The organism is uncultured Litoreibacter sp. (assembly GCF_947501785.1).
In the GTDB taxonomy this organism is placed as follows: Bacteria; Pseudomonadota; Alphaproteobacteria; order Rhodobacterales; family Rhodobacteraceae; genus Litoreibacter.
In genome coordinates, this window is record NZ_CANMXB010000001.1 from 2,321,809 (window position 1) to 2,341,287 (window position 19,479).

Annotated in this window: 20 protein-coding genes; 12 read left to right on the forward strand and 8 right to left on the reverse strand. The window is 61.7% G+C overall.

The features are described 5' to 3' along the window. Positions 1-130 precede the first annotated feature (130 nt). Positions 131-937: a protein-disulfide reductase DsbD domain-containing protein gene (locus Q0899_RS11640; RefSeq protein WP_298294037.1), complete on the forward strand. Its 807-nt coding sequence runs from the start codon at positions 131-133 to the stop codon at positions 935-937. Here the strand turns inward: Q0899_RS11640 and Q0899_RS11645 are convergent. The 4 genes from Q0899_RS11645 to Q0899_RS11660 all read right to left on the reverse strand — a co-directional run bounded on the left by Q0899_RS11645 (position 934) and on the right by Q0899_RS11660 (position 7,433). Further along, complete coding sequence (locus tag Q0899_RS11645; protein WP_299192972.1) at positions 934-4,587, reverse strand: efflux RND transporter permease subunit; 3,654 nt, start codon at positions 4,585-4,587, stop codon at positions 934-936. The genes Q0899_RS11640 and Q0899_RS11645 overlap by 4 nt on opposite strands. Before the next feature lie 3 nt (positions 4,588-4,590). Further along, complete coding sequence (locus tag Q0899_RS11650) at positions 4,591-6,048, reverse strand: HlyD family efflux transporter periplasmic adaptor subunit (RefSeq protein ID WP_298294044.1); 1,458 nt, start codon at positions 6,046-6,048, stop codon at positions 4,591-4,593. Positions 6,049-6,135: 87 nt separating this feature from the next. Continuing rightward, positions 6,136-6,666, reverse strand: a complete 531-nt coding sequence (gene moaB, locus Q0899_RS11655) for a molybdenum cofactor biosynthesis protein B (protein ID WP_298294047.1) — start codon at positions 6,664-6,666, stop codon at positions 6,136-6,138. Beyond that, complete coding sequence (locus tag Q0899_RS11660) at positions 6,663-7,433, reverse strand: uracil-DNA glycosylase (protein WP_298294049.1); 771 nt, start codon at positions 7,431-7,433, stop codon at positions 6,663-6,665. Before Q0899_RS11660 ends, moaB begins: the two co-directional genes overlap by 4 nt. 96 nt (positions 7,434-7,529) lie before the next feature. Here Q0899_RS11660 and Q0899_RS11665 point away from each other — a divergent pair, with 96 nt between their 5' ends. The 8 genes from Q0899_RS11665 (at position 7,530) to Q0899_RS11700 (ending at position 13,209) form a co-directional block, all read left to right on the forward strand. Next, positions 7,530-8,480 carry an aspartate carbamoyltransferase catalytic subunit gene (locus Q0899_RS11665; protein ID WP_298294052.1) on the forward strand — a complete coding sequence of 317 codons (951 nt, stop codon included), beginning with the start codon at positions 7,530-7,532 and terminating at the stop codon, positions 8,478-8,480. A 3-nt stretch (positions 8,481-8,483) separates the two neighbouring features. Then, a complete protein-coding gene (locus Q0899_RS11670) occupies positions 8,484-9,014 on the forward strand; it encodes an aspartate carbamoyltransferase catalytic subunit (protein WP_299192976.1) in 531 nt (176 codons plus the stop codon). Between the two features lie 100 nt (positions 9,015-9,114). Beyond that, positions 9,115-9,657, forward strand: a complete 543-nt coding sequence (locus Q0899_RS11675; protein WP_298294056.1) for a hypothetical protein — start codon at positions 9,115-9,117, stop codon at positions 9,655-9,657. A gap of 64 nt (positions 9,658-9,721) precedes the next feature. Continuing rightward, positions 9,722-11,011, forward strand: coding sequence for a dihydroorotase (pyrC, locus tag Q0899_RS11680; protein ID WP_298362200.1), 1,290 nt, complete (start codon positions 9,722-9,724; stop codon positions 11,009-11,011). Beyond that, positions 11,011-11,622 carry a glycerol-3-phosphate 1-O-acyltransferase PlsY gene (gene plsY, locus Q0899_RS11685; RefSeq protein ID WP_298294061.1) on the forward strand — a complete coding sequence of 204 codons (612 nt, stop codon included), beginning with the start codon at positions 11,011-11,013 and terminating at the stop codon, positions 11,620-11,622. The genes pyrC and plsY overlap by 1 nt, the downstream gene beginning before the upstream one ends. Position 11,623: 1 nt before the next feature. After that, complete coding sequence (locus Q0899_RS11690) at positions 11,624-12,049, forward strand: DUF805 domain-containing protein (protein WP_299192979.1); 426 nt, start codon at positions 11,624-11,626, stop codon at positions 12,047-12,049. 103 nt (positions 12,050-12,152) lie between these two features. Beyond that, the gene (locus Q0899_RS11695) at positions 12,153-12,785 is read left to right on the forward strand and encodes a DUF805 domain-containing protein (RefSeq protein WP_299192981.1); all 633 of its coding nucleotides are present in this window, start codon (positions 12,153-12,155) and stop codon (positions 12,783-12,785) included. A 34-nt stretch (positions 12,786-12,819) separates the two neighbouring features. Then, entirely contained in the window at positions 12,820-13,209 is a 390-nt protein-coding gene (locus Q0899_RS11700; protein WP_298362212.1) for a DUF805 domain-containing protein, read from the forward strand. On the opposite strand, the gene Q0899_RS11705 is transcribed toward Q0899_RS11700, so the two are convergent. Genes Q0899_RS11705 through Q0899_RS11715 form a run of 3 tightly spaced genes read right to left on the reverse strand, consistent with a single transcriptional unit; the run spans position 13,206 to position 15,877 of the window. After that, positions 13,206-14,576: a glutamate--cysteine ligase gene (locus Q0899_RS11705; protein WP_298362217.1), complete on the reverse strand. Its 1,371-nt coding sequence runs from the start codon at positions 14,574-14,576 to the stop codon at positions 13,206-13,208. The two genes, Q0899_RS11700 and Q0899_RS11705, sit on opposite strands and share 4 nt — an antisense overlap. A 57-nt stretch (positions 14,577-14,633) precedes the next feature. Continuing rightward, complete coding sequence (locus Q0899_RS11710; RefSeq protein ID WP_299192985.1) at positions 14,634-15,155, reverse strand: hypothetical protein; 522 nt, start codon at positions 15,153-15,155, stop codon at positions 14,634-14,636. Then, positions 15,152-15,877 (reverse strand): 16S rRNA (uracil(1498)-N(3))-methyltransferase, encoded by a 726-nt coding sequence (locus tag Q0899_RS11715; RefSeq protein WP_298294081.1) that lies wholly within the window; start codon positions 15,875-15,877, stop codon positions 15,152-15,154. The genes Q0899_RS11710 and Q0899_RS11715 overlap by 4 nt, the downstream gene beginning before the upstream one ends. An 11-nt stretch (positions 15,878-15,888) precedes the next feature. Between Q0899_RS11715 and ubiA the strand changes: the two genes are divergently transcribed. From ubiA to Q0899_RS11730, 3 genes are all read left to right on the forward strand, one after another. Further along, positions 15,889-16,866 carry a 4-hydroxybenzoate octaprenyltransferase gene (gene ubiA, locus Q0899_RS11720; RefSeq protein ID WP_299192988.1) on the forward strand — a complete coding sequence of 326 codons (978 nt, stop codon included), beginning with the start codon at positions 15,889-15,891 and terminating at the stop codon, positions 16,864-16,866. Between the two features lie 62 nt (positions 16,867-16,928). Further along, positions 16,929-18,827 carry an OmpA family protein gene (locus Q0899_RS11725; RefSeq protein WP_299192990.1) on the forward strand — a complete coding sequence of 633 codons (1,899 nt, stop codon included), beginning with the start codon at positions 16,929-16,931 and terminating at the stop codon, positions 18,825-18,827. Next, the gene (locus Q0899_RS11730; RefSeq protein ID WP_298294090.1) at positions 18,814-19,140 is read left to right on the forward strand and encodes a hypothetical protein; all 327 of its coding nucleotides are present in this window, start codon (positions 18,814-18,816) and stop codon (positions 19,138-19,140) included. The genes Q0899_RS11725 and Q0899_RS11730 overlap by 14 nt, the downstream gene beginning before the upstream one ends. Here Q0899_RS11730 and Q0899_RS11735 read toward each other — a convergent pair. Then, a complete protein-coding gene (locus Q0899_RS11735) occupies positions 19,127-19,462 on the reverse strand; it encodes a BLUF domain-containing protein (protein WP_298362231.1) in 336 nt (111 codons plus the stop codon). The two genes, Q0899_RS11730 and Q0899_RS11735, sit on opposite strands and share 14 nt — an antisense overlap. Positions 19,463-19,479 lie beyond the last annotated feature (17 nt).

Below are 19,479 nucleotides of genomic sequence, written 5' to 3' on the forward strand. Positions count from 1 at the left end.
GCCTAGGGTGCGGCGTCACCGCTGCGGGATCAAGCGAAAGCCGCGCGCGGGGGCGACTTTCGCGCAACTGTAGCAAACTCTCGCTTAGACGTGATTTCCCGTGTGAGGGGGGCGTCCATATGTTGGCCGGGTGATAAAGCCGATCTCCCTTTGTGCCGTCACGGCCCTTTGCGTCGCCGCCAGCCCTGTGTTGCCGGTGCGGGCGCAGGTATTGGAAACCGTGGACAGCGTCGTGTCGGTGACCTTGCTGGAAGGGTGGCGCGAACCTGACGGGTCGCATTACGCGGGCATCCAGATTGACCTGGCGCCCGGGTGGAAAACCTATTGGCGCGCGCCGGGGGATGGCGGCATCCCGACCACCACAAATTGGGACGGCTCCGACAACCTGGCATTTGCCAAAGTGTTCTGGCCCCGCCCGGAGGTGTTCCGAACCTTTGGCATGCGCTCGGTCGGCTACGCGGACCGCGTGGTTCTGCCTGTGCATCTCGAAGCCAAGGAAAGCGGCGACATTGATGCCGAACTGAATCTGCGCCTTGGCGTCTGCAACGAGATTTGCCTGCCGGTGGATGTCTCATTGAGCGGTGTGCTCAGCGATACCGACGTCATTGGTATGGTCCCGATCCAGGCGGCCCTGACCGACCGGCCCGAAACCAGCGAGGCCAAGCTCAGCTGCACCCTCACCGATTTGGGCGAGGAGTACCGGCTCGACATCGCAACCAACATCGCCCCCCTGGACGGTGTCGCGGAAACCTCCGTCGTCGAGGTAGGTGACCAACGCGTTTGGGTCAGCGAGCCGCGTTTCATGCGCGACGACGATTGGGTCTTGTCCACAGTCCGCCTGATCCCACAGCACGACAAAGCCGACGTTGACCTGTCGACGGTGCGCATGACGCTCCTGACCACGACCTCGGCCACTGAACTGCGCGGCTGCGACTAGGCCTTTGCCTTGCGGCCAACCAATTGGGTGATGCTGGCGCCAATCCAGTTCACAACGAGCAGCGCCAATACCCCCGCCATGAACATCGCAAAGGCTGACGACATGGCCGAAGCAGGGACCAATCCGTGCAACGGGCCTGGCATCGCGCCGGTCCAGATCGTTGCGCCAAGCGTCACCGCGAACAGCACCGCCGCAACAAGCACATTGGCCAACATGATGCCCCGAAAGATCGGGGCGGCTCTGCTTGCCGACATCGCCCGGCGCAACGCCTTGGTTTGACGCGCCACATCCGACTGCATCGCGATCAGCGAGGGGACGACCAACAGCACCAGCAACATCCCAAAGCCCAGCCCGTAGCACAGCGTGATCACCGTGGGTTTGAGGAACTGCGCGTGACGCGAACTTTCAAACAGCAGTGGCGCGAGGCCCAAAACGGTGGTCAGCGTTGTCAGCAAAACGGGCCGCAACCGGTCCACCGCGCCATCTACAATGGCGGGGATCAACCCGCGTTCCTCAGCATATTCGTCGATGGTCGACACCAGCACGATGGAGTCGTTGATGATGATCCCCGTCATCCCGATCAGCCCCACCACCGTAAACATCGACAGCGGAACGTCCCACGCGTGGTGGCCGTAAATGGTGCCGATCAGCCCAAACGGGATGATCGCCATAATCACAATCGGGCGGGTGAAGCTGGCAAAGACCCAGGCAAGCGCCAGATAGATGCCGATCAGGCACAAGATCATCCCCAGCATCGCATCGTTGAGGAACTCCTCCTCCTGCTCCGCCAACCCAGATTGTCGGGACGACACGCCATGATCCTGCTCGATCTGCGGTAATATCTCTTCGGCAATCAGCCCGGCAATCTCTGCCGCGCGTGCGGGGTCATCCTCGGATATGTCGCCTGTGACTGATACCAGCCTGATCCCGTTTTCCCGCCGCACCGTTGAAAACCCGGTCTGGCTTTGCACCGTCACGATGTCGGCCAATGGCACGTAGACGCCCGATGGCGCGCGCATGAAGGTTCGGTCCAGGAAGTCCGCCGTCAGCTCACCGGTCGGCAGTTCCACCCGAATGGTGGCGGAGCGTGGACCATCCGGGTAAGTCGCCGCCTCGATCCCGTTCAGCCGATTGCGCAGCACTCGACCCAGCGCGTCGATGGTAAACCCAAGCGCCTGGCCTTGCGCGGTCAGGTCCAGGATCAGCTCCTCCTTGTCATAGGCGAGGCTGTCTTCCACGGCGGACACTTCCGGGAATTGCAGCATTGCGGTCTTGAATGCCTCGGCGGCGGATTTCAGCGTCTGCGCTTCGGCGCCAAACAGCTGCACATCCAACGAGTCGCCCCCCGGGCCAGATCGCCAGCCACGGAAGCTGATCTGTTCCACCATCGGGTGCCGACGCACGGCATCCTGCAATTCGCCCACAAACTGGAAAGACGAATAGGGCCGCTGGTCCGCGTCGATCAACTCAATCGCGATTGCACCCAATTGGTCGGCATCCTTACTTTCTTGCCCAGATAACCCGCGCCCCGTGGTGCCGCCCACTTCGGCCAGCACATAGTCCAGCGGGTTGGTGCCGTAGCGCTCTTGGTAGTCATCGGCCAGGGCATTGGTGGCGCGCTGCATCTCGCGCATCATCTCGATCGTGTCCTCGCGCGTGGCCCCCGGCAGCATCGAGAAGTTGCCGGACACCGACCCCCGCTCCGGCGCGTTGAAGAACCGCCAGGTGACGTCACCTTTGATGAACAGCGCGGCTTGGCTGGCCAGGACCACCAGCACCAAGGCGAGCACGGGGTAACGCGCCCAGATCACCAGATGCATCAGCGGGCGGAAGGCACGATGCCGGACCCATTCAAAGCCCACATTGACGGTGCTGGATACCGCGTCGACACCGTGGCGCGACATGGCCAAGACCAGCTCCGCCCGGCGGGGGCGGCTGAACATGTAGAACGAAAACCACAGCAGGAAGAACCCCAACCCGGCCAACGCCCCGATCCCATTGGCTGAGAACACGGCGGCATATAATCCGCCCTCCGCATCGACCCAGCCCAAAGCGGTCGCGCCCAGCAACAGTCCCAACCCAATCAGGGCGGTCAGCACCATGGCCACAACGCTCAGCGCCAAGGCTGCGATGCTCAGTCGCGGGCGGCTGAACCCTTTCGTGGGCCGCTCCTTCAGCGCATGGCTCATGTGGTTGGGCAGGATCAGGAAGCATTCCACCAGCGAGGCAATCAGCACCACAATCACGGTAAACGGGATGTCGGCAATCAGATCGCCGAACCGCCCCCCCACGGCCACCAATCCAAAGAAGGCAATGATGGTCGTCAGCGTCGCGGAAAATACTGGCGCTGACATGCGCCGCGCCGCGTTCTCGGATGCGGTGACAGGGTCCTCCCCCAATTGTCGCGCCCGGAAATCCGCGTGTTCGCCCACCACAATGGCGTCGTCCACCACGATGCCCAGCGTGATGATAAGCGCAAAAAGCGACACCATGTTGATGGTCAGCCCGGCCACATACATCAGCGCAATCGCGCCCAGCATTGCAACCGGAATGCCTGCGGCCACCCAGATGGCAGTCCGCACGTTGAGGAACAGAAAGAGCAGCAAGACCACAAGTCCCAGCCCAACCGCGCCGTTATCCACCAGAATGTCCAGCCGCCCCGTGATGGCCTCTGATCGGGTGCGGATCAGGTCGATGCTGGTGCCTGAGGGCAGGGTCAGCGCCAGTTCCTCCGCAACCTCGGTGACCTGCGCCTGCAGCTTGATGGCGTCCCCTTGGTTGGACCGGTCCACACGGATCGAAATGGCGGGGTTGTCGCCCGCAAAATACGCCCGGTCGCGGTCGGTGCCTTCGACCACAATCGTGGCCACGTCGCCAATCGTCAGGTTGGACCCGTCCGCGTTCGACCGCAGTACAATCGCGGCAATCTGGCTGGGGTCACGCTTGGCAATCCCGGTGCGCACCCGCGCGTTGCCGCCAGACACGTCCCCCGCAGGGTCGGCTGACGCCTCGCCGCGAATGGCCTCTGCTATCTCGGCCATGGTGATGTCGTTCTTGATCAACGCGGTCGAGGCCACCTCGACAATCGTTTCAGGCGCGGCCACCCCGCGTATGGAAGTTCTTGTAACGCCTGCCGCAAACAGGCGCGTGACAAATTCGTCGGCGAACCGTCCTAACTGCTCAACCGCCACGGGGCCGGTGATCACCACATCCGTCACCCGGTCCCGCCATGCGCCACGCCGGACCACCGGGTCCTCGGCGTCGTCGGGTAAATCGTTCACCGCATCAACCGCCGCCTGCACCTCGTCAGCGGCGCGGCTCATGTCCCAATTGGGCTCAAACTCCAGATTGATCGAGGCGCTGCCCTCGCGCGATTGAGAGGTCGAACTTGCAACCCCTTCCACACCCAGCAGCGCAGGCTCCATCAACTGCACAATCGCGCGGTCCACGTCATCGGCGCCCGCGCCGTTCCACTGAATATTGACCGACACGCTGTCGAGGATCACATCCGGGAAAAACTGCGTCCGCATGCGCGGCAACGCAGCGACGCCCACGGCGATCAGGATCACCAGCAGCAGGTTCGCCGCTGTCCGGTGCCGAGTAAAATAGGACAGGACGCCGCCGGTTGTGGATTTGATGGCGTCCCGCACGGCTTAGCTGCCCATCCGCGATTCAATCCGGGCCACCATCTGCGCAGGCACCTTGGCCTCTTGCAGCTGACCCAGCATGCGGGTTTTGACTTCTGCCGGGATACGCTTGTTGGCTTCGACAAAGGCAATGATGCGCGCCCTGCGATCTGCGTCCAGCTCCACCAGTTCGGGCTCCTCTGGCACTCCGGCGCCATCTTCGCGCAATGGTTTCACTTTGATCCCCGCGCCCAGAACTTGGCTGCGTTCCGTCACCACTTCACGCCCCCGCAACCCGCGCGCCCGCAGGATCACGTCGTCCCCCTGCCGCCGCAGCACGGTCACCTGCGCTTCTTCCAACCGGTCCTCATCGGCCAGCACCAGCACGGTGCCGTCCGGGGCCACGGCTGTGGCCGGCAGCTGCACCACCCGTTGCAACGCAGGCTCTTTCGAGATCACGGTCACGAAATCTCCCGGTCGCAATCCGCCGGTACTGTCGATCTCCGCAAACAACAGCCGCCCCGTCGATCCTTCCGCCACGGCGGCGCTTTCGCGGGTGATGCGGCCTGCAACCGTCAGGTCGGTGCCCAACACATCCAATCGCACTTCAACGGGCGCTTTGACCAACGCGCCGCTTTCATCAATCAGCCGGGAATATTGCGCCGTGGACACACGGAACGACACTTCCAGCGCCTTCGGGTCGACCAATTGCGCCAGCCGCTCGTTATTGGCGACCAACCCCCCTGCCGTGGCGCTGACGTCGGACAAACGTCCGTCAAACGCCGCATAAATCTCGGTATCTGCCAATTGCCGCTCGGCATCCGACACCGCAATCTTGCGGCGCGTGATCAGGGTAGAGACCTGCGCCAACCGCGCCTCGGCCTGCTGCACGGTCTGGCGGCGTGACAACACGGCCTGATTGGCGGATGACACCGCCAATTCTGCAGCTTCAACCGACGCGGACGTGCCCACATTGCGCGCCAGCAAGTCCTTCTGCCGGTCCAGCGCTTTTGCCTGCAAATCGGTCTGGTTCCGCGCCGCATCCAATTCGTCCTTGGCAAGCAGAATCGCGCGTTCTGCGTCCAGCAAATCGGCCTCCGCCTCCAACAGGTCGGTCTGTGCCACCTGCAGCGCCGCCTGCGCATCAGCCGGGTCGATCACCGCCAGCAACTCGCCCTTGGTGACGGTCCCGCCCTCTTGGAAATTCTCGGCCAGCTCCACCACAGCGCCGCCCACGGGCGCGCGCAAATCAAGGGTGCGCCGCGACCGTATTTCGCCAAAGCTTGTCAGCTCCGGTGTGATGTTTCCGGGCTCAATCGTGGCCACCCTGACCGAGAAGATCCGCTCCCGCGCGGGCCGCTGCGACGGCTCCTCCGCCCAGCGGGTTTCCAGCGCCGAATAGACGATGTTGCCGCCCACGGCCAACAGCCCGGCGGTCAATGCCAGCAGAAAGAGGCCAATCAGGCTACGACGAAAGAAACGCATGCGGCGGCGACTCCGGTAAATCTACCTGTCTAATGTAGGGCTTAGCCCTCAAAACGTCCAACTTTAGGACGTTAACGCACGAAAACGCTACTTCCGTCGCTGATGTTCGTCCAAACGGGGCATGATTTCCACGAAATTGCACGGTTTGTGCCGGTAATCGAGCTGTTTGACCAAAATTTCGTCCCAGGCGTCCTTACAAGCGCCGGGGCTGCCTGGCAGCGCAAACAGATAGGTCCCCTGCGCCACGCCTCCCGTGGCCCGGCTTTGCACCGCCGAGGTACCGATCTTGGCCATGGAAACATGGGTGAACACTGTCCCAAACGCGTCGATCTCTTTCTCATACACGTCGCGATGCGCCTCCACGGTCACGTCGCGCCCCGTCAGCCCCGTGCCGCCCGTCGACAGCACCACATCAACCCCGTCATCCGCGCACCATGCGCGCAGTTGATCCGCAATCTGGTCCCGCTCATCCGGCAAGATCATCCGCGCCGCCAAAATATGCCCGGCACCTTCCAGCCGGTCGACCAGAGTATTGCCGGACTTGTCATCCGCCTCCACCCGCGTGTCGGACACCGTCAGCACGGCAATGCGCACCGGGATAAACTCTCGTTCGCTCATCCCCGCAACCTCGCCTGCAAGGACAGCAAATCCGCCCACGCTTCCCGCTTGGCGCTGGGTTGGCGCAGCAAATAGGCGGGGTGGAACATCGGCAATACGGGCAAGCCCCGCGCCTCCTTCCAGTTGCCGCGCAGTTTGGTGATGCCTTTCTGGCCCAGTATGGCGGAGCATGAAATATTGCCCATCAGCACCAGGAAATCAGGGTCCACCAGCTCGATATGCCGCTCCACGAAGGGCAGCATCATCGCGATCTCGTCAGGTTTCGGGTCGCGGTTCTGCGGCGGGCGCCATGGCAGGATGTTGGTGATGTAGACGGGGTTCGCGTCATGGTCGCGCCCATGGTCAATCGCGGCAAACATCGCGTCCAGCAATTGGCCGGCCGCCCCGACAAACGGTTTGCCCTGCCGGTCCTCTTCCACGCCCGGCGCTTCGCCGATGATCATCACGCGCGCCTCCGGCTTGCCGTCGGCAAACACCAGGTTCCGCGCGCCCTTCTTCAGTTCACAATGCTCAAACCCAGCGATCGCGGCCTGCAATCCATCCAAATCCTGCGCGGCCCCAGCCGCCGCCCGAGACACTTCCGCGAAATCCACCTGAACGGGCTGCATTGCCACCGGCTGCTCCGGCGCGGGCTTGGCCTGAGGCTTCGGCTTCTTGGCCGGTTCCTCGTACCGGTTCACCGGCACTTCCCCAATCGCCTCCGTCGCGCCGAGGTCGATCTGCCATTCCAGCAGCGCTTTGGCTTGGTGGTAGTCCAATGATTCCATGGGCGCAGTCTACGGCCCCCCGCAACCCGCCACAATCGCGGCTTGTCCAAGACGCTCGCGCCTTGCTATACCGCCGTGAACGGCGAAAGGGCTCATATGACATTCCGGGCGCAACACCTGTTGGGGATCGAGCATCTCTCCCCCGTCGACATCGCCGCCATTCTCGATCTGGCGGACCAATATGTCACGCTGAACCGCTCTGACCGCAAGCATTCCGAAACGCTGGCGGGGCTGACCCAGATTAACATGTTTTTTGAGAATTCCACCCGCACGCAGGCCAGCTTTGAGATAGCGGGCAAGCGCCTTGGCGCGGATGTGATGAACATGGCGATGCAGGCGTCAAGCATCAAAAAGGGCGAAACCCTGATTGACACCGCGTTGACGCTGAACGCGATGCACCCTGACCTGTTGGTCGTGCGTCACCCGCATTCGGGCGCGGTGAATCTGCTGGCCGAGAAGGTGAATTGCGCTGTGCTGAACGCAGGCGACGGCAAGCATGAACACCCCACGCAGGCCTTGCTGGATGCGCTGACCATCCGCCGCGCCAAGGGGCGGTTGCACCGGCTCAACATCGCCATTTGCGGCGATATCGCCCATTCCCGCGTGGCGCGGTCCAACATCCTGCTCTTGGGAAAGATGGAAAATCGCGTGCGCCTTGTGGGTCCCCCAACCCTGATGCCGTCCGAGATCGACCAATTCGGCGTCGAGGTGTACGAGGACATGCGCGAGGGCTTGGCTGACGTCGACGTGGTGATGATGCTGCGGCTGCAGCGCGAACGGATGGACGGCGGTTTCATCCCGTCGGAACGTGAATATTATCACCGCTATGGGCTGGATGCCGAAAAGCTGAGCCACGCCAAGCCGGACGCCATCGTCATGCACCCCGGGCCGATGAACCGCGGCGTGGAAATCGACGGCACCTTGGCCGACGACATCAACCGCTCCGTCATTCAGGAGCAGGTCGAAATGGGCGTCGCCGTCCGCATGGCCTGCATGGAGCTGCTGGCGAATGCGCGCAAGGCGCAGCCAACAGGCGTTATGGTTTGAGCGATGACGGGTAATTCTGAATGGGCAGGCATATTGGATCAGGGCGAAGAGGTCGTCTGGCAAGGCAAGCCGGCCTCGGCGATCCGACTTGAGTTTCGCGGTCCTTTTGAGCCGGTATTCTTCCTGTTCTTCACCGGGTTCTCGGTGTTTTGGATGGTCATGGCGTCGCAAGCCGGTGGCGTGTTTTGGATGTTTGGCCTGCTCTTCTTCTTTGTCGGATCCTTCCAGTTGGTAGGCCAGCATTTCTGGAAAGCGGCGATCCGGCAACGTACGCATTACACTCTGACCTCCAAGCGCGCCTTTGTCGCGAAGAACCCTGTCTTCGGCAGCCGCAGTTTGGAAAGCTATCCGCTCACGCCCGAGACCACGCTGGCGTTGGAGGAAGGCAAATACACGTCGATTTACTTCGCCGAACGCACAGAAACGAGGAATGACTCCACCCATATCGTCAAAATCGGCTTCGAACTGCTTGAAGATGGCCGAGAGGTGTTTCGAAAAATGAGGGACATACAACAGAGCTTGGAGCAGCAGTGAGCGAAGATCCTAAAGACCCACGCATGTCGGGCAAAATCGCGATGTACGCCCTGTTGCTGCTGTTTGCGTTTACCGGGTTCCTGATCTGGTTCGGCGGCTGATGGCGCAGGCGACCCTTCATATCTTCGCCGTCAACGCCGAGATTGATGTGCGCCACACATTTCTCAGCCGCTCCAAAGGCGACGCGCCGATGCTGCCCGATCTGGCGGGATGGCTGTCGCTGCGCCAAGGCGGGCTGGACACCGACAATATCGAGCTCTTCCCGGTCGGAGATTTGGGCGACCTGAAACTTGCCGACTACGTGGCAACTGCCTTTGACACGTTGGAGGAGCCGTTGAAGAAAGCCGCCCCGAAACTGAACGCGCTGGACGGGCATGTGCTGTTGATCCCCGGCGCGGCCCTGGCCGGAGATTGGCAGGCGGGCAGCAATCTGACCCTGATCGACACGCTGCCACTGGCCGTCGCCGATCACACCGCCGAGGCGTTGGAGACAGCGGCCTCCAGCTACGGCCGGCCTGCGCAAGACCACATCGGCTGGCACAGCAAAAAGAAGGGAAGCCTGAAATCCCGCCAGGGAATTGCATTGATCCTCATCGCGTTCCTCATCGTGATGATCTCGCTGTCGGTGATTGTGGCGACCTAATCCCATTTGCCAAACACCGCTCGCCCGTGCGAAACGGGCAAAACGTTAAGAAAGGCCCGCCACTATGTTGCTGCTGACCAACGCCATATTGATCGACCCTGAGCGGGGAACCGAGGAACATGGCGCAGTTCTCATCAAGGATGGGCGGATTAACGAAATATTACCGCAAGATATTGATCTGAGTGACAAAAAAAGGTTCCCCGCGGGGAACCTTGTCGACTGCGGAGGCAAATATCTGGCCCCTGGCATCGTCGATATCGGCGTTAAGGTTTGCGAGCCAGGGGAGCGCCACAAAGAAAGCTTCCGCACCGCAGGCCAAGCCGCTGCCGCAGGTGGCGTGACCACCATGGTGACACGCCCCGACACGATCCCGACCGTCGATACGCCCGAGACTTTGGAATTCGCCAAACGGCGCGGCGCCGAGATGACGGATGTGCGGATCGCGCCCATGGCCTCGCTCACTAAAGCGCGCGAAGGGCGCGAGATGGTCGAAATGGGGTTCCTGCGTGATGCGGGTGCCGTGGCGTTTTCCGACGGCGACAACGTGGTGACCGACACAAAGGTGCTGAGCCGCGCGATGGTGTATGCGCGGTCCTTGGGCGCGTTGGTGATGGGGCACCCGCAGGAGCCGGTGCTCAGCGACGGGGCGGCTGTGACCTCAGGCAAGTTTGCGTCCCTGCGGGGACTGCCCTCGGTCTCGCCTTTGGCAGAACGGATGGGGCTTGAACGCGATCTGGCTTTGGTGGAGGCAACGAAGGTGCGCTACCACGCCGACCAAATTTCCTCTGCTGCCGCCCTGCCCGCTCTGAGCCGCGCGAAAGAAGCGGGTCACGATGTGACAGCGGGCGTGTCCATTCACCACCTGACGCTCAACGAGCTGGATGTGGGCGATTACCGCACCTTCTTCAAAGTGAAGCCTCCTTTGCGCAGCGAGGACGACCGCGTCGCGATGGTCGAAGCCGTCGCCAGCGGATTGATCGACATCATTTGCTCGATGCACACGCCGCAGGATGAAGAAAGCAAGCGCCTGCCCTACGAGCAAGCCGCATCGGGTGCCGTGGGTCTGGAGACATTGCTGCCTGCGGTCCTGCGTTTGTACCATTCTGGCCAGTTGGACTTGCCCACGCTGTTCCGCGCCATGTCGCTGAACCCAGCCAAGCGACTAGGGCTAGACGGTGGCCGGATGGAAGCGGGCGCGCCGGCGGATCTGGTGCTGTTTGACGCGGGCGCACCGTTTGTGATGGACCGTGAGACCCTGAAATCCAAATCCAAGAACACTCCGTTTGACGGGCAACGCATGCAAGGCCGCGTGCTGCGCACCTATGTGGCGGGCCATGAGGTATACGCCCGCTGATGCCCGAGATTGTAACTTCCGTGCCGTTGCTGCTGATAACTGGCGTGCTGGCCTACTTGCTGGGGTCGATCCCATTCGGGTTGGTGATCACCAAGGCGTTCGGTTTGGGCAACCTGCGCGAGATCGGGTCGGGCAACATAGGCGCCACGAATGTGCTGCGCACCGGGTCGAAGCCCGCCGCTTTGGCGACGTTGTTGCTGGACTCGGGCAAAGGCGCGATTGCCGTGCTGGTGGCGCGGTACATGGTCGGGGAGGATGCCGCGCAGCTTGCCGGGTTGATGGCCTTCCTTGGCCACTTGTTTCCGGTATGGCTGGGCTTCAAAGGCGGCAAGGGCGTGGCGACCTATCTGGGTACCTTGCTGGCGCTGTCGTTCCCCGCAGGGACCGTGGCCTGCCTGACATGGCTGGTGGCCGCCGCGCTCTTTCGCATTTCTTCCTTGTCGGCGTTGGTCGCCGCTGTGTCCATGCCTGTGGCGCTAGTCTGGTTGGGCAGGCCCGACATGGTGGTGTTGGCCATTGCGCTGGGCGCCTTGATCTGGGTGCGCCACGCGGGCAATATCCGCCGCATTATGAATGGGACCGAGGCGAAGATCGGGAAGAAGGACAAGTAGCATGAGCTTCGGCACCGCTGTTAAGATTTGCTTAAGCAAATTTGTCACCGTCTCCGGTCGGGCATCGCGATCGGAGTTTTGGTGGTTCTTCCTGTTCTACAATCTGGTCTCTCTGGCGGGCTTCATCATTGTCATTGTCACCCTTGACGAGAACGGCGAAGGCGGCACGGTCTGGCCCTTTTTTGTGGCAATGTTGATATTGCTGCCGCCTATGCTTGCGGTGACCGCGCGCAGGTTGCATGACAAAGGCATCACGGCTTGGGCGGTCTTGATTAGCTTTGTCCCATTCGGATCGTTCGCGCTGCTTATTCTCTGTGCCTTGGCCGGAGACGAGGAAGAGAACATCTACGGCCCGCCGCCAATTCGCGACGGCGACACCGTGGTTTACACAAAGTCAAACATTCCAAACGTTCGCGATAACGATTGATTAACCCTAACGTCAATTTCCGGAAAATGACCCGATTGACGCACAGTTCTGCCTGATTTGCCCACGACATTGCACGTGAGACAAACGCTACAGGACAACGACCATGGGCCCTCTTGCCGCGACACAATCAGTGCTACGAAACTACGCAACCATGTCAGGCCGCGCGACGCGGTCGGAATATTGGTGGTGGGGGCTGGTGCAGGGCCTGATCCTGCTGTCGCTGTGCACAATCGCGGCCGCCGCGGTCGAACCTACCGGTCCAACCACATTGGCAATGGTCGCGGGCGGCGCGGCATTTGTCTTCATGCTCGCAACCCTTGTGCCCAACATCTGCGTCATGGTGCGCCGGCTGCATGACACCGGCCGGTCCGGCGCATGGTATTTCATCACGTTTGTCCCTGTTATCGGCGGGATCTGGTTTCTGGTCCTGATGTTGCTTGGGTCTGAAGACCGCCCCAACATTTATGGCGGTCCACCGAATTCGGACGGCTCGACGCCGTCAGGTCCGATCAGCACCCGCGCGCCGTCAGACGATATTTACAGCCGGGAGGACGTGTCCAACGCCTATGTCGCGGCCTACACCACCGACCCGCGCGCTGCCGCCATGCGCAAAGCCGTTGCGAATGGTGAGGAAGTGGGCGCGGATTTTGCCGCGCAACGCAAGGCCGAGATCAGCGACTACTACAAACGCAATGTTCTGGGCGGCGCAAAATCAGGAGCACCGGAGCACAGCTAACCCTGCCACCAGTTAACCAGTTACGGAGTTATCCATGGACATGTTGTCCCATCTATCGACCGCCTATTCCAAACTATTCATGCCGAGCGGGCGCGCCTGCCGCGCCGAATTTTGGACGATCTATGCCGCAAATCTTGTGATCCTGCTGATCTGTTTGCAATTGGCCATGCAGGCGTCAGGTACGGCCAGCATTGTGTTTTCGGTCATCGGCATTGCCGCTGTGACCCTTGGCAACCTGACCGCAGCGGCACGGCGGCTGCACGACACCAACCGCACCGGCTGGTGGATCGCCTCGACGATCCTGCCTTTCATGGCATTTGTGGTGATCTTCTTTCTGATGCAGCGCGGGGTGAGCGGCCCCACCCGCTTTGACGCGCACGCAGACCCGTACACCCACCCGCCGCAGGACCTGCGCCCAGCCTAGTATTTGTAGGCGTCGTAGATATTGGAGATGTCGCCATCCCAATCCGTGTTGTAGCGGCGCAATAGCTCGTCAGCTGGGGTTTCGCCTGATGCGATACTGTCTTTCAGGGCGTTCAGGAAATGCGTTTCGTCCGGGACCAGTCCGCCTGCACCGGGCCTGGCGCGGTTTTTGAGGCCGGCCTCGGCGATGTCGACCACCTCGCTCGCGAGGTGGTGCATTTTTATGCCGTTCACTTCGGCTTGCAGGCCTTGCTCGGATGACGCGACCAACAGGGCCTGACGCGTCTCGGCGTCCCAGCCTTTGACGAGGTCCCAAGCGGCGTCGAGCGCGGTTTGGTCATAGGTCAGCCCGACCCAGAATGCAGGCAGCGCGCAGAGCCTGCGCCACGGGCCACCATCGGCCCCGCGCATTTCGATGAATTTCTTGACCCGCGCCTCGGGGAAGACGGTGGTCAGGTGATCGGCCCAATCCGACAAGGTCGGCGTCTCGCCAGGCAGCGCGGGCAGCTCCCCTTTGAGGAAGTCGCGGAAGGACTGGCCCAACGCGTCGATATATTTGCCGTCGCGGTAGACAAAATACATTGGCACATCCAGCACCCATTGGGTCCACGCCTCGAACCCGAAGCCTTCGTCAAAGATGAACGGGATCATGCCGGTGCGCGCATCATCCAAGCCGCGCCAGACGCGGGAGCGCCATGACTTGTGGCCATTCACCTTGCCTTCAAAGAAGGGCGAGTTAGCGAAAAGCGCGGTCGCAACGGGCTGCAGGGCCACGGCGACGCGCATCTTTTTGACCATGTCGGCCTCGGAACTGAAGTCGAGGTTCACCTGCACCGTACAAGTCCGCCGCATCATCTGCGTGCCATGCGTGCCGACGGTGCCCATATAGGCGTCCATCAGCTTGTAGCGGCCTTTGGGCATCAGCGGCATTTGCTCATGGGTCCATTCAGGGGCCGCACCCAGACCAATGAATTTCGCGCCGATGCGGTCGGCCACGGTTTGCACCTCGACCAGGTGAGTGTTCACCTCGTCGCAGGTCTCGTGGATGGTTTCCAGCGGCGCGCCGGACAGTTCCAGCTGCCCGCCAGGTTCGAGCGACACGTTTGCCCCGTCTTTGACGAGGCCCACGATCTTGTCGCCTTCGTTGACGGGCTGCCAGCCAAATTCGTCGCGCAGTCCTTCGAGGATGGCCTTGATTGACCGTTCGCCGTCATAGGGCAGCGGCAGCAGGCTATCCTGACAGAAGCCGAATTTCTCGTGCTCCGTGCCGATGCGCCAGTCTTCCTTGGGCTTGCAGCCGTCCGCCAGATAGCCCGCCAGTTGGGAATGGTCTGTGATCGGGCCGCCGCCGGATTGAGGGATGGACATATTCGGGCTCCGATCAAATGTTTCGAGCGCTAGGGATGAAAGACCCGCGCGGTGAAGTCAATGCAGCGCTGCGCGGGGTTTGGACCAGATCACGAATCTGTCATGGTTGGTGGTGCCCATTGCCTTGGTGGCCATGGAATAGTCCACACCATCGAGGGCGGCGAAGGCGTCGAAAAGCTGCTCCGCCCCGGCGGCGGAATTGGGGATGGTCAGCGTGGCGCCGCCATCCTCTTCAAGCACCCAGTGCAGGTCATCTGACCATGGGCCTTCGTCAGTGGTTATGGCGGTGATGCGTGCGAGGGACTCGATTGACACTGAGCCGCCCTCATAGGCGGAGAAGTAGGAGATTTGGCGCTCGTCCACCTCCACCACGCCGGGGCCGATCTGGTCTGTTTTGAAGATCAGGCGGCGGAAGGCGGTGAAGGCGAGGCCCAGCCCCATAAAAGCGATGATCACGCCGATGGCGGTCCAGAACCAGCCGATGCGGGTGGCCAGCCACAGTCCGATAAGCGCGATGATGAGGCCCGCGAATATTTCGGAGTATTTCTTGAAGAACGCGGCGGCTTCGGGGCGGATCATTGCCAATCCCCTAACGCTTGTTGCCAGACGGTGAGCGCGGCGACCGCAGCGGTGTCGGCGCGCAGGATGCGGGGGCCGAGGCTGATGGGAGTCGTTTGGGGCATGGCGTGCAGGCGCTCGCGTTCTTCGTCGGAAAAGCCGCCTTCGGGGCCAATTAGGATGGCCCATTTCCCTTTGGTGGCAGTGGCGAGGGTCTCAGCCGCACCCACGCGGGCCTCGTCGCAGAACATCATTTGGCGGTCGGCAGGCCACGTGTCGAGCACCGCGCCCAGCTTGGCGATTTCAGCCACTTCCGGCACATAAGTGCCGCCGCATTGCTCGGCCGCTTCCATGGCGTGGGCCTGCAGCTTGTCGCGACGCACACGGTCGGAATTGGTGTAGCGGGTGGTGACGGGCAGGATGCGGGCAGCCCCCATCTCGGCAGCTTTCTCGACGATGAAGTCGGTGCGGGCCTTTTTGATGGGCGCAAAGAGCAGCCAGAGGTCGGGGGGCATTTGCAGCGGCTTGGTCTGGTCTTTGACGGCGAGAATGCCGCGACGTTTCCCCGCATCGGCGACCTCGGCCAGGAACTCTCCATCCACGCCGTTGAACAGCAAAATATGGGCTCCGACGCCCAAACGCATGACGTTGAACAGGTAGTTGGCTTGATCACGATCGACGGGAACCGAATTGCCGGTCGCCAATGGGTGTTCTACAAACAATCTGATCTTCGCATCCGCCATGAGGCCAACCTATGACCGAGACTGCTGAAACGCCAGAGGCCCCGGATGTCGATGGTCGGGTTGCCGATGCAGTTCCCGAAAACTGGGTGGACACGCTTGCCCCGGCCTGGACCCGACCCTATCTGCGGCTGAGCCGCGCGGATCGCCCGATTGGCACGTGGTTGCTGTTGCTGCCGTGCTGGTGGGGCGTGTTGCTGGCAGCGGCGTCAACTTCGTTCAAACTGTTTGATCTGTGGATCATTTTGGGCTGCGCGCTTGGCGCATTCCTGATGCGTGGCGCGGGGTGTACGTGGAACGACATCACCGACCGGGATTTTGACGCGCAGGTGGCGCGCACCAAGTCGCGGCCTATTCCGTCGGGGCAGGTGAGCACCAAACAGGCCTTGGTCTGGCTGGGCATCCAAACGGGCATAGCCGCCTGCATCCTGTTTACCTTTAACTGGGCCACGGTGGGACTTGGCATATTGGCGCTGCTGCCGGTCGCGGTTTACCCGTTTGCCAAGCGGTTCACGTGGTGGCCGCAGGTGTTTTTGGGGCTAGCCTTCAACTGGGGCGCGTTGCTGGCCTGGACCGCGCATACCGGGTCTTTGGGATGGCCGCCGGTGATTTTGTACGTGGCGGGGATCAGCTGGACGCTGTTTTACGACACCATCTACGCCCATCAGGACAAGGAAGACGACGCGTTGATCGGGGTGAAGTCCACGGCGCGCCTGTTTGGCGAGAACACGCAGCCTTGGCTGCGGGGCTTCCTGATTGCCGCCGTCCTGCTGCTTGGCGTAGCGGTCATTGCCGCGATGGTGCCTGCTCAAGCGAATGTGTTGGCGCTGGTGCTGGCCCTTGCTGGCGCGTGGGGGTTCGGCTGGCATATGCTGTGGCAGCTGCGCCAACTGGACACCGAGGACGCGGACAATTGCCTGCAATTGTTTCGCTCCAACCGCGACGCTGGGCTGATTCCCGCCGTGTTTCTTGCCGCAGCGGCGCTGCTTTGATTGAAACCGCCGCGATCAGCCGTTAGGACGTCTTGGGGGCCAACAGACATGACTCGGAAACCATGAAACTCAAGACCATAGCTGCCTTTCTTATGGGTATCCTGATGTCAATCGGCGGCGCCTATTTGGCTGTTGGTTGGATCGAGTCGCGATCCGAGGACGTGGTCCGCGCCACATTGATTGATGGCGGTCATGAATGGGCCGAGGTCAACGTTGACGGCTTGCAGGTGCTGCTAAACGGCACCGCCCCGGACGAGGCCACACGGTTTCGCATCGTCAGCGCGGTTGGCCGTGTGGTGGACCCCGACCGGATCGTGGACGACATGGGGGTGCGCGCCTCCGAGCAAATCACCCCGCCAACCTTCACCGTCGAGATGTTGCGCAACGGTGACGGCGTGTCCCTAATCGGGTTGATCCCCGCCGAAGCGGGCCGCGACGCCTTTACCCGCACCATCGAAGGCCTGCCGGGCATGACATCGGTGACGGACATGTTGGAAACTGCGGCGTTCCCCACCCCGCGCGGCTGGGAAGCGGCAATCGATTTTGCCACGCAGGCGCTGGACGACCTGCCGCGCTCCAAAATTTCTGTGTCTGCCAACCGGGTCATGGTCACGGCAATCAGCAACAGCCCCGAAGACAAGCGCCGTATCGAGGCGGATCTGGCCCGCAAAGCGCCATCATCCGTGCAGCTGGTGATGAACATCACCGCCCCTCGCCCAGTGATCAGCCCTTTCACCCTGCGCTTCCAGCTTGATGGTGACCAAGCGTCCTTCGACGCCTGCTCTGCCGATACGCGCGAAAGTCGCAACGCAATCCTGACCTCCGCCGCATCTGTTGGCACTTTGCCAGAGCGCCCAACCTGCGCCATTGGGCTTGGCGTGCCGTCGCCCAACTGGGCCAAGGCCGTCGATATTGCGATGAAAGGCCTCAAGGAAATGGGCGGCGGGTCGCTGACCTTCTCGGATGCCGATATTTCGCTGGTCGCGCTGGACAGCACGTCACAGGCGACGTTTGACCGTGTCGTGGGCGATCTGGACGCCACGCTGCCGGATGTGTTTTCCCTTCACGCAGTCCTGCCGGAAAAAGTCGTGGTGGACGAAACCACGCCGGAATTTGTGGCAACGCATAGCCCCGAAGGGTCGTTGCAGCTGCGCGGACGACTGCCCAATGACGGGGTGGAAACGATCGTGAATTCCTTCGCGCGGGCCCAATTTGGCAGCAACAACGTCTACCTTGCAACCCGTGACGACCCAAGCCTGCCGGCGAACTGGCCCGTGCGAGTTCTGGCAGCGCTGGAGGCGCTCGCAATTTTGGAAAGCGGCGCGGTTGTGGTACAAGAGGACTTTCTTGAGATCCGCGGTGTCAGCGGCAAAAAGAACGCCTCGGATTTGGTGTCCCGGCTGCTGGCGGAAAAGTTGCAGGACGCCTCCAACTTCGAGATCAGCATACGTTATGACGAGCTGCTTGACCGCACGCTGGATATCCCGACGCCCGAAGAATGCGTGGAGCGGATCAATTCCATTCTGGCGGCTGGCAAGATTGCTTTTGATCCTTCCTCTGCAGATATCTCCGACAGCGCGTCACCCACGGTTGACGCCATTGCCGAGATCGCCAAGCAATGTGACCGCGTCCAGATGGAGATCGGCGGCCATACCGACAGCCAGGGCCGTGAGATCATGAACGAGGAACTCAGCCAGCAACGCGCCGACGCGGTTTTGATTGCCTTGCAATCGCGCCGCGTGCGCACCGGCAACTTTTCTGCCAAAGGCTATGGAGAGGCAATCCCAATCGCCTCCAACGACACTGAAGCGGGGCGCGAAGCCAACCGCCGGATTGAGTTCAAGCTGTTGACAGACGCGCGGGCTGCCGCCACAGACAACGCAGCGGACGAGGCTGACGAAGAGACCGCCGCCGAGGACACGCCCGCAGAAGAGACAGAGGCCACAAGTGAACAGAACTGAGTTTGTTATCGCCACTGCCATCATCTTGCTGGTGGCCTTCACGGTCGGCTATTTCACCTGCTGGCTGGTCCAACGGTTCAGCCGCGTGTCTACCGCGGATGTGGCCGAGCTGGACCAGATGTCCAAAGCGCTGCATGACGCGGAAGAAACCCGCGACCAGGCGATTACCTACCTGCAGCAGCGCGAGGCGGAACTGACCAACCAATTGTCCCAGACCGAGGCGGAGCTGCGCGCCGCCATGGACGGGTTGCGCGACGCGCGGCACGAGGCAGAAGAGCTGCGCGGCTATATCGAGCGGGTCAATCAGGCCTGATCGCCAACCCCTCTAGCATGGTCTGAAATTCGGGCTCCTCGACCCGCAGCATGGCCCAACTGGGAAACCTTCGGTCCGCGACCTCCATCTGCGCCATCACTTTGATGTCGCCATGGCGCGCATCCTTCATGATGTCGTCAAACATGCTTGTGACGGCATCATCGTTCCCCTCCAGCAACTGGCAGAATCTGCGCCCGTCATAGACCAAAGCACCCGTGATCCCGGTTTTGGCGTTGTGGACCTCGGCCCGGGTGAGGATCTTTTGCACGTCCTCCTCATCGACAAAATCGCTGGCGACGCTGGAATAAACCACGCAAATCATTTTTATCCCTTCCCCGA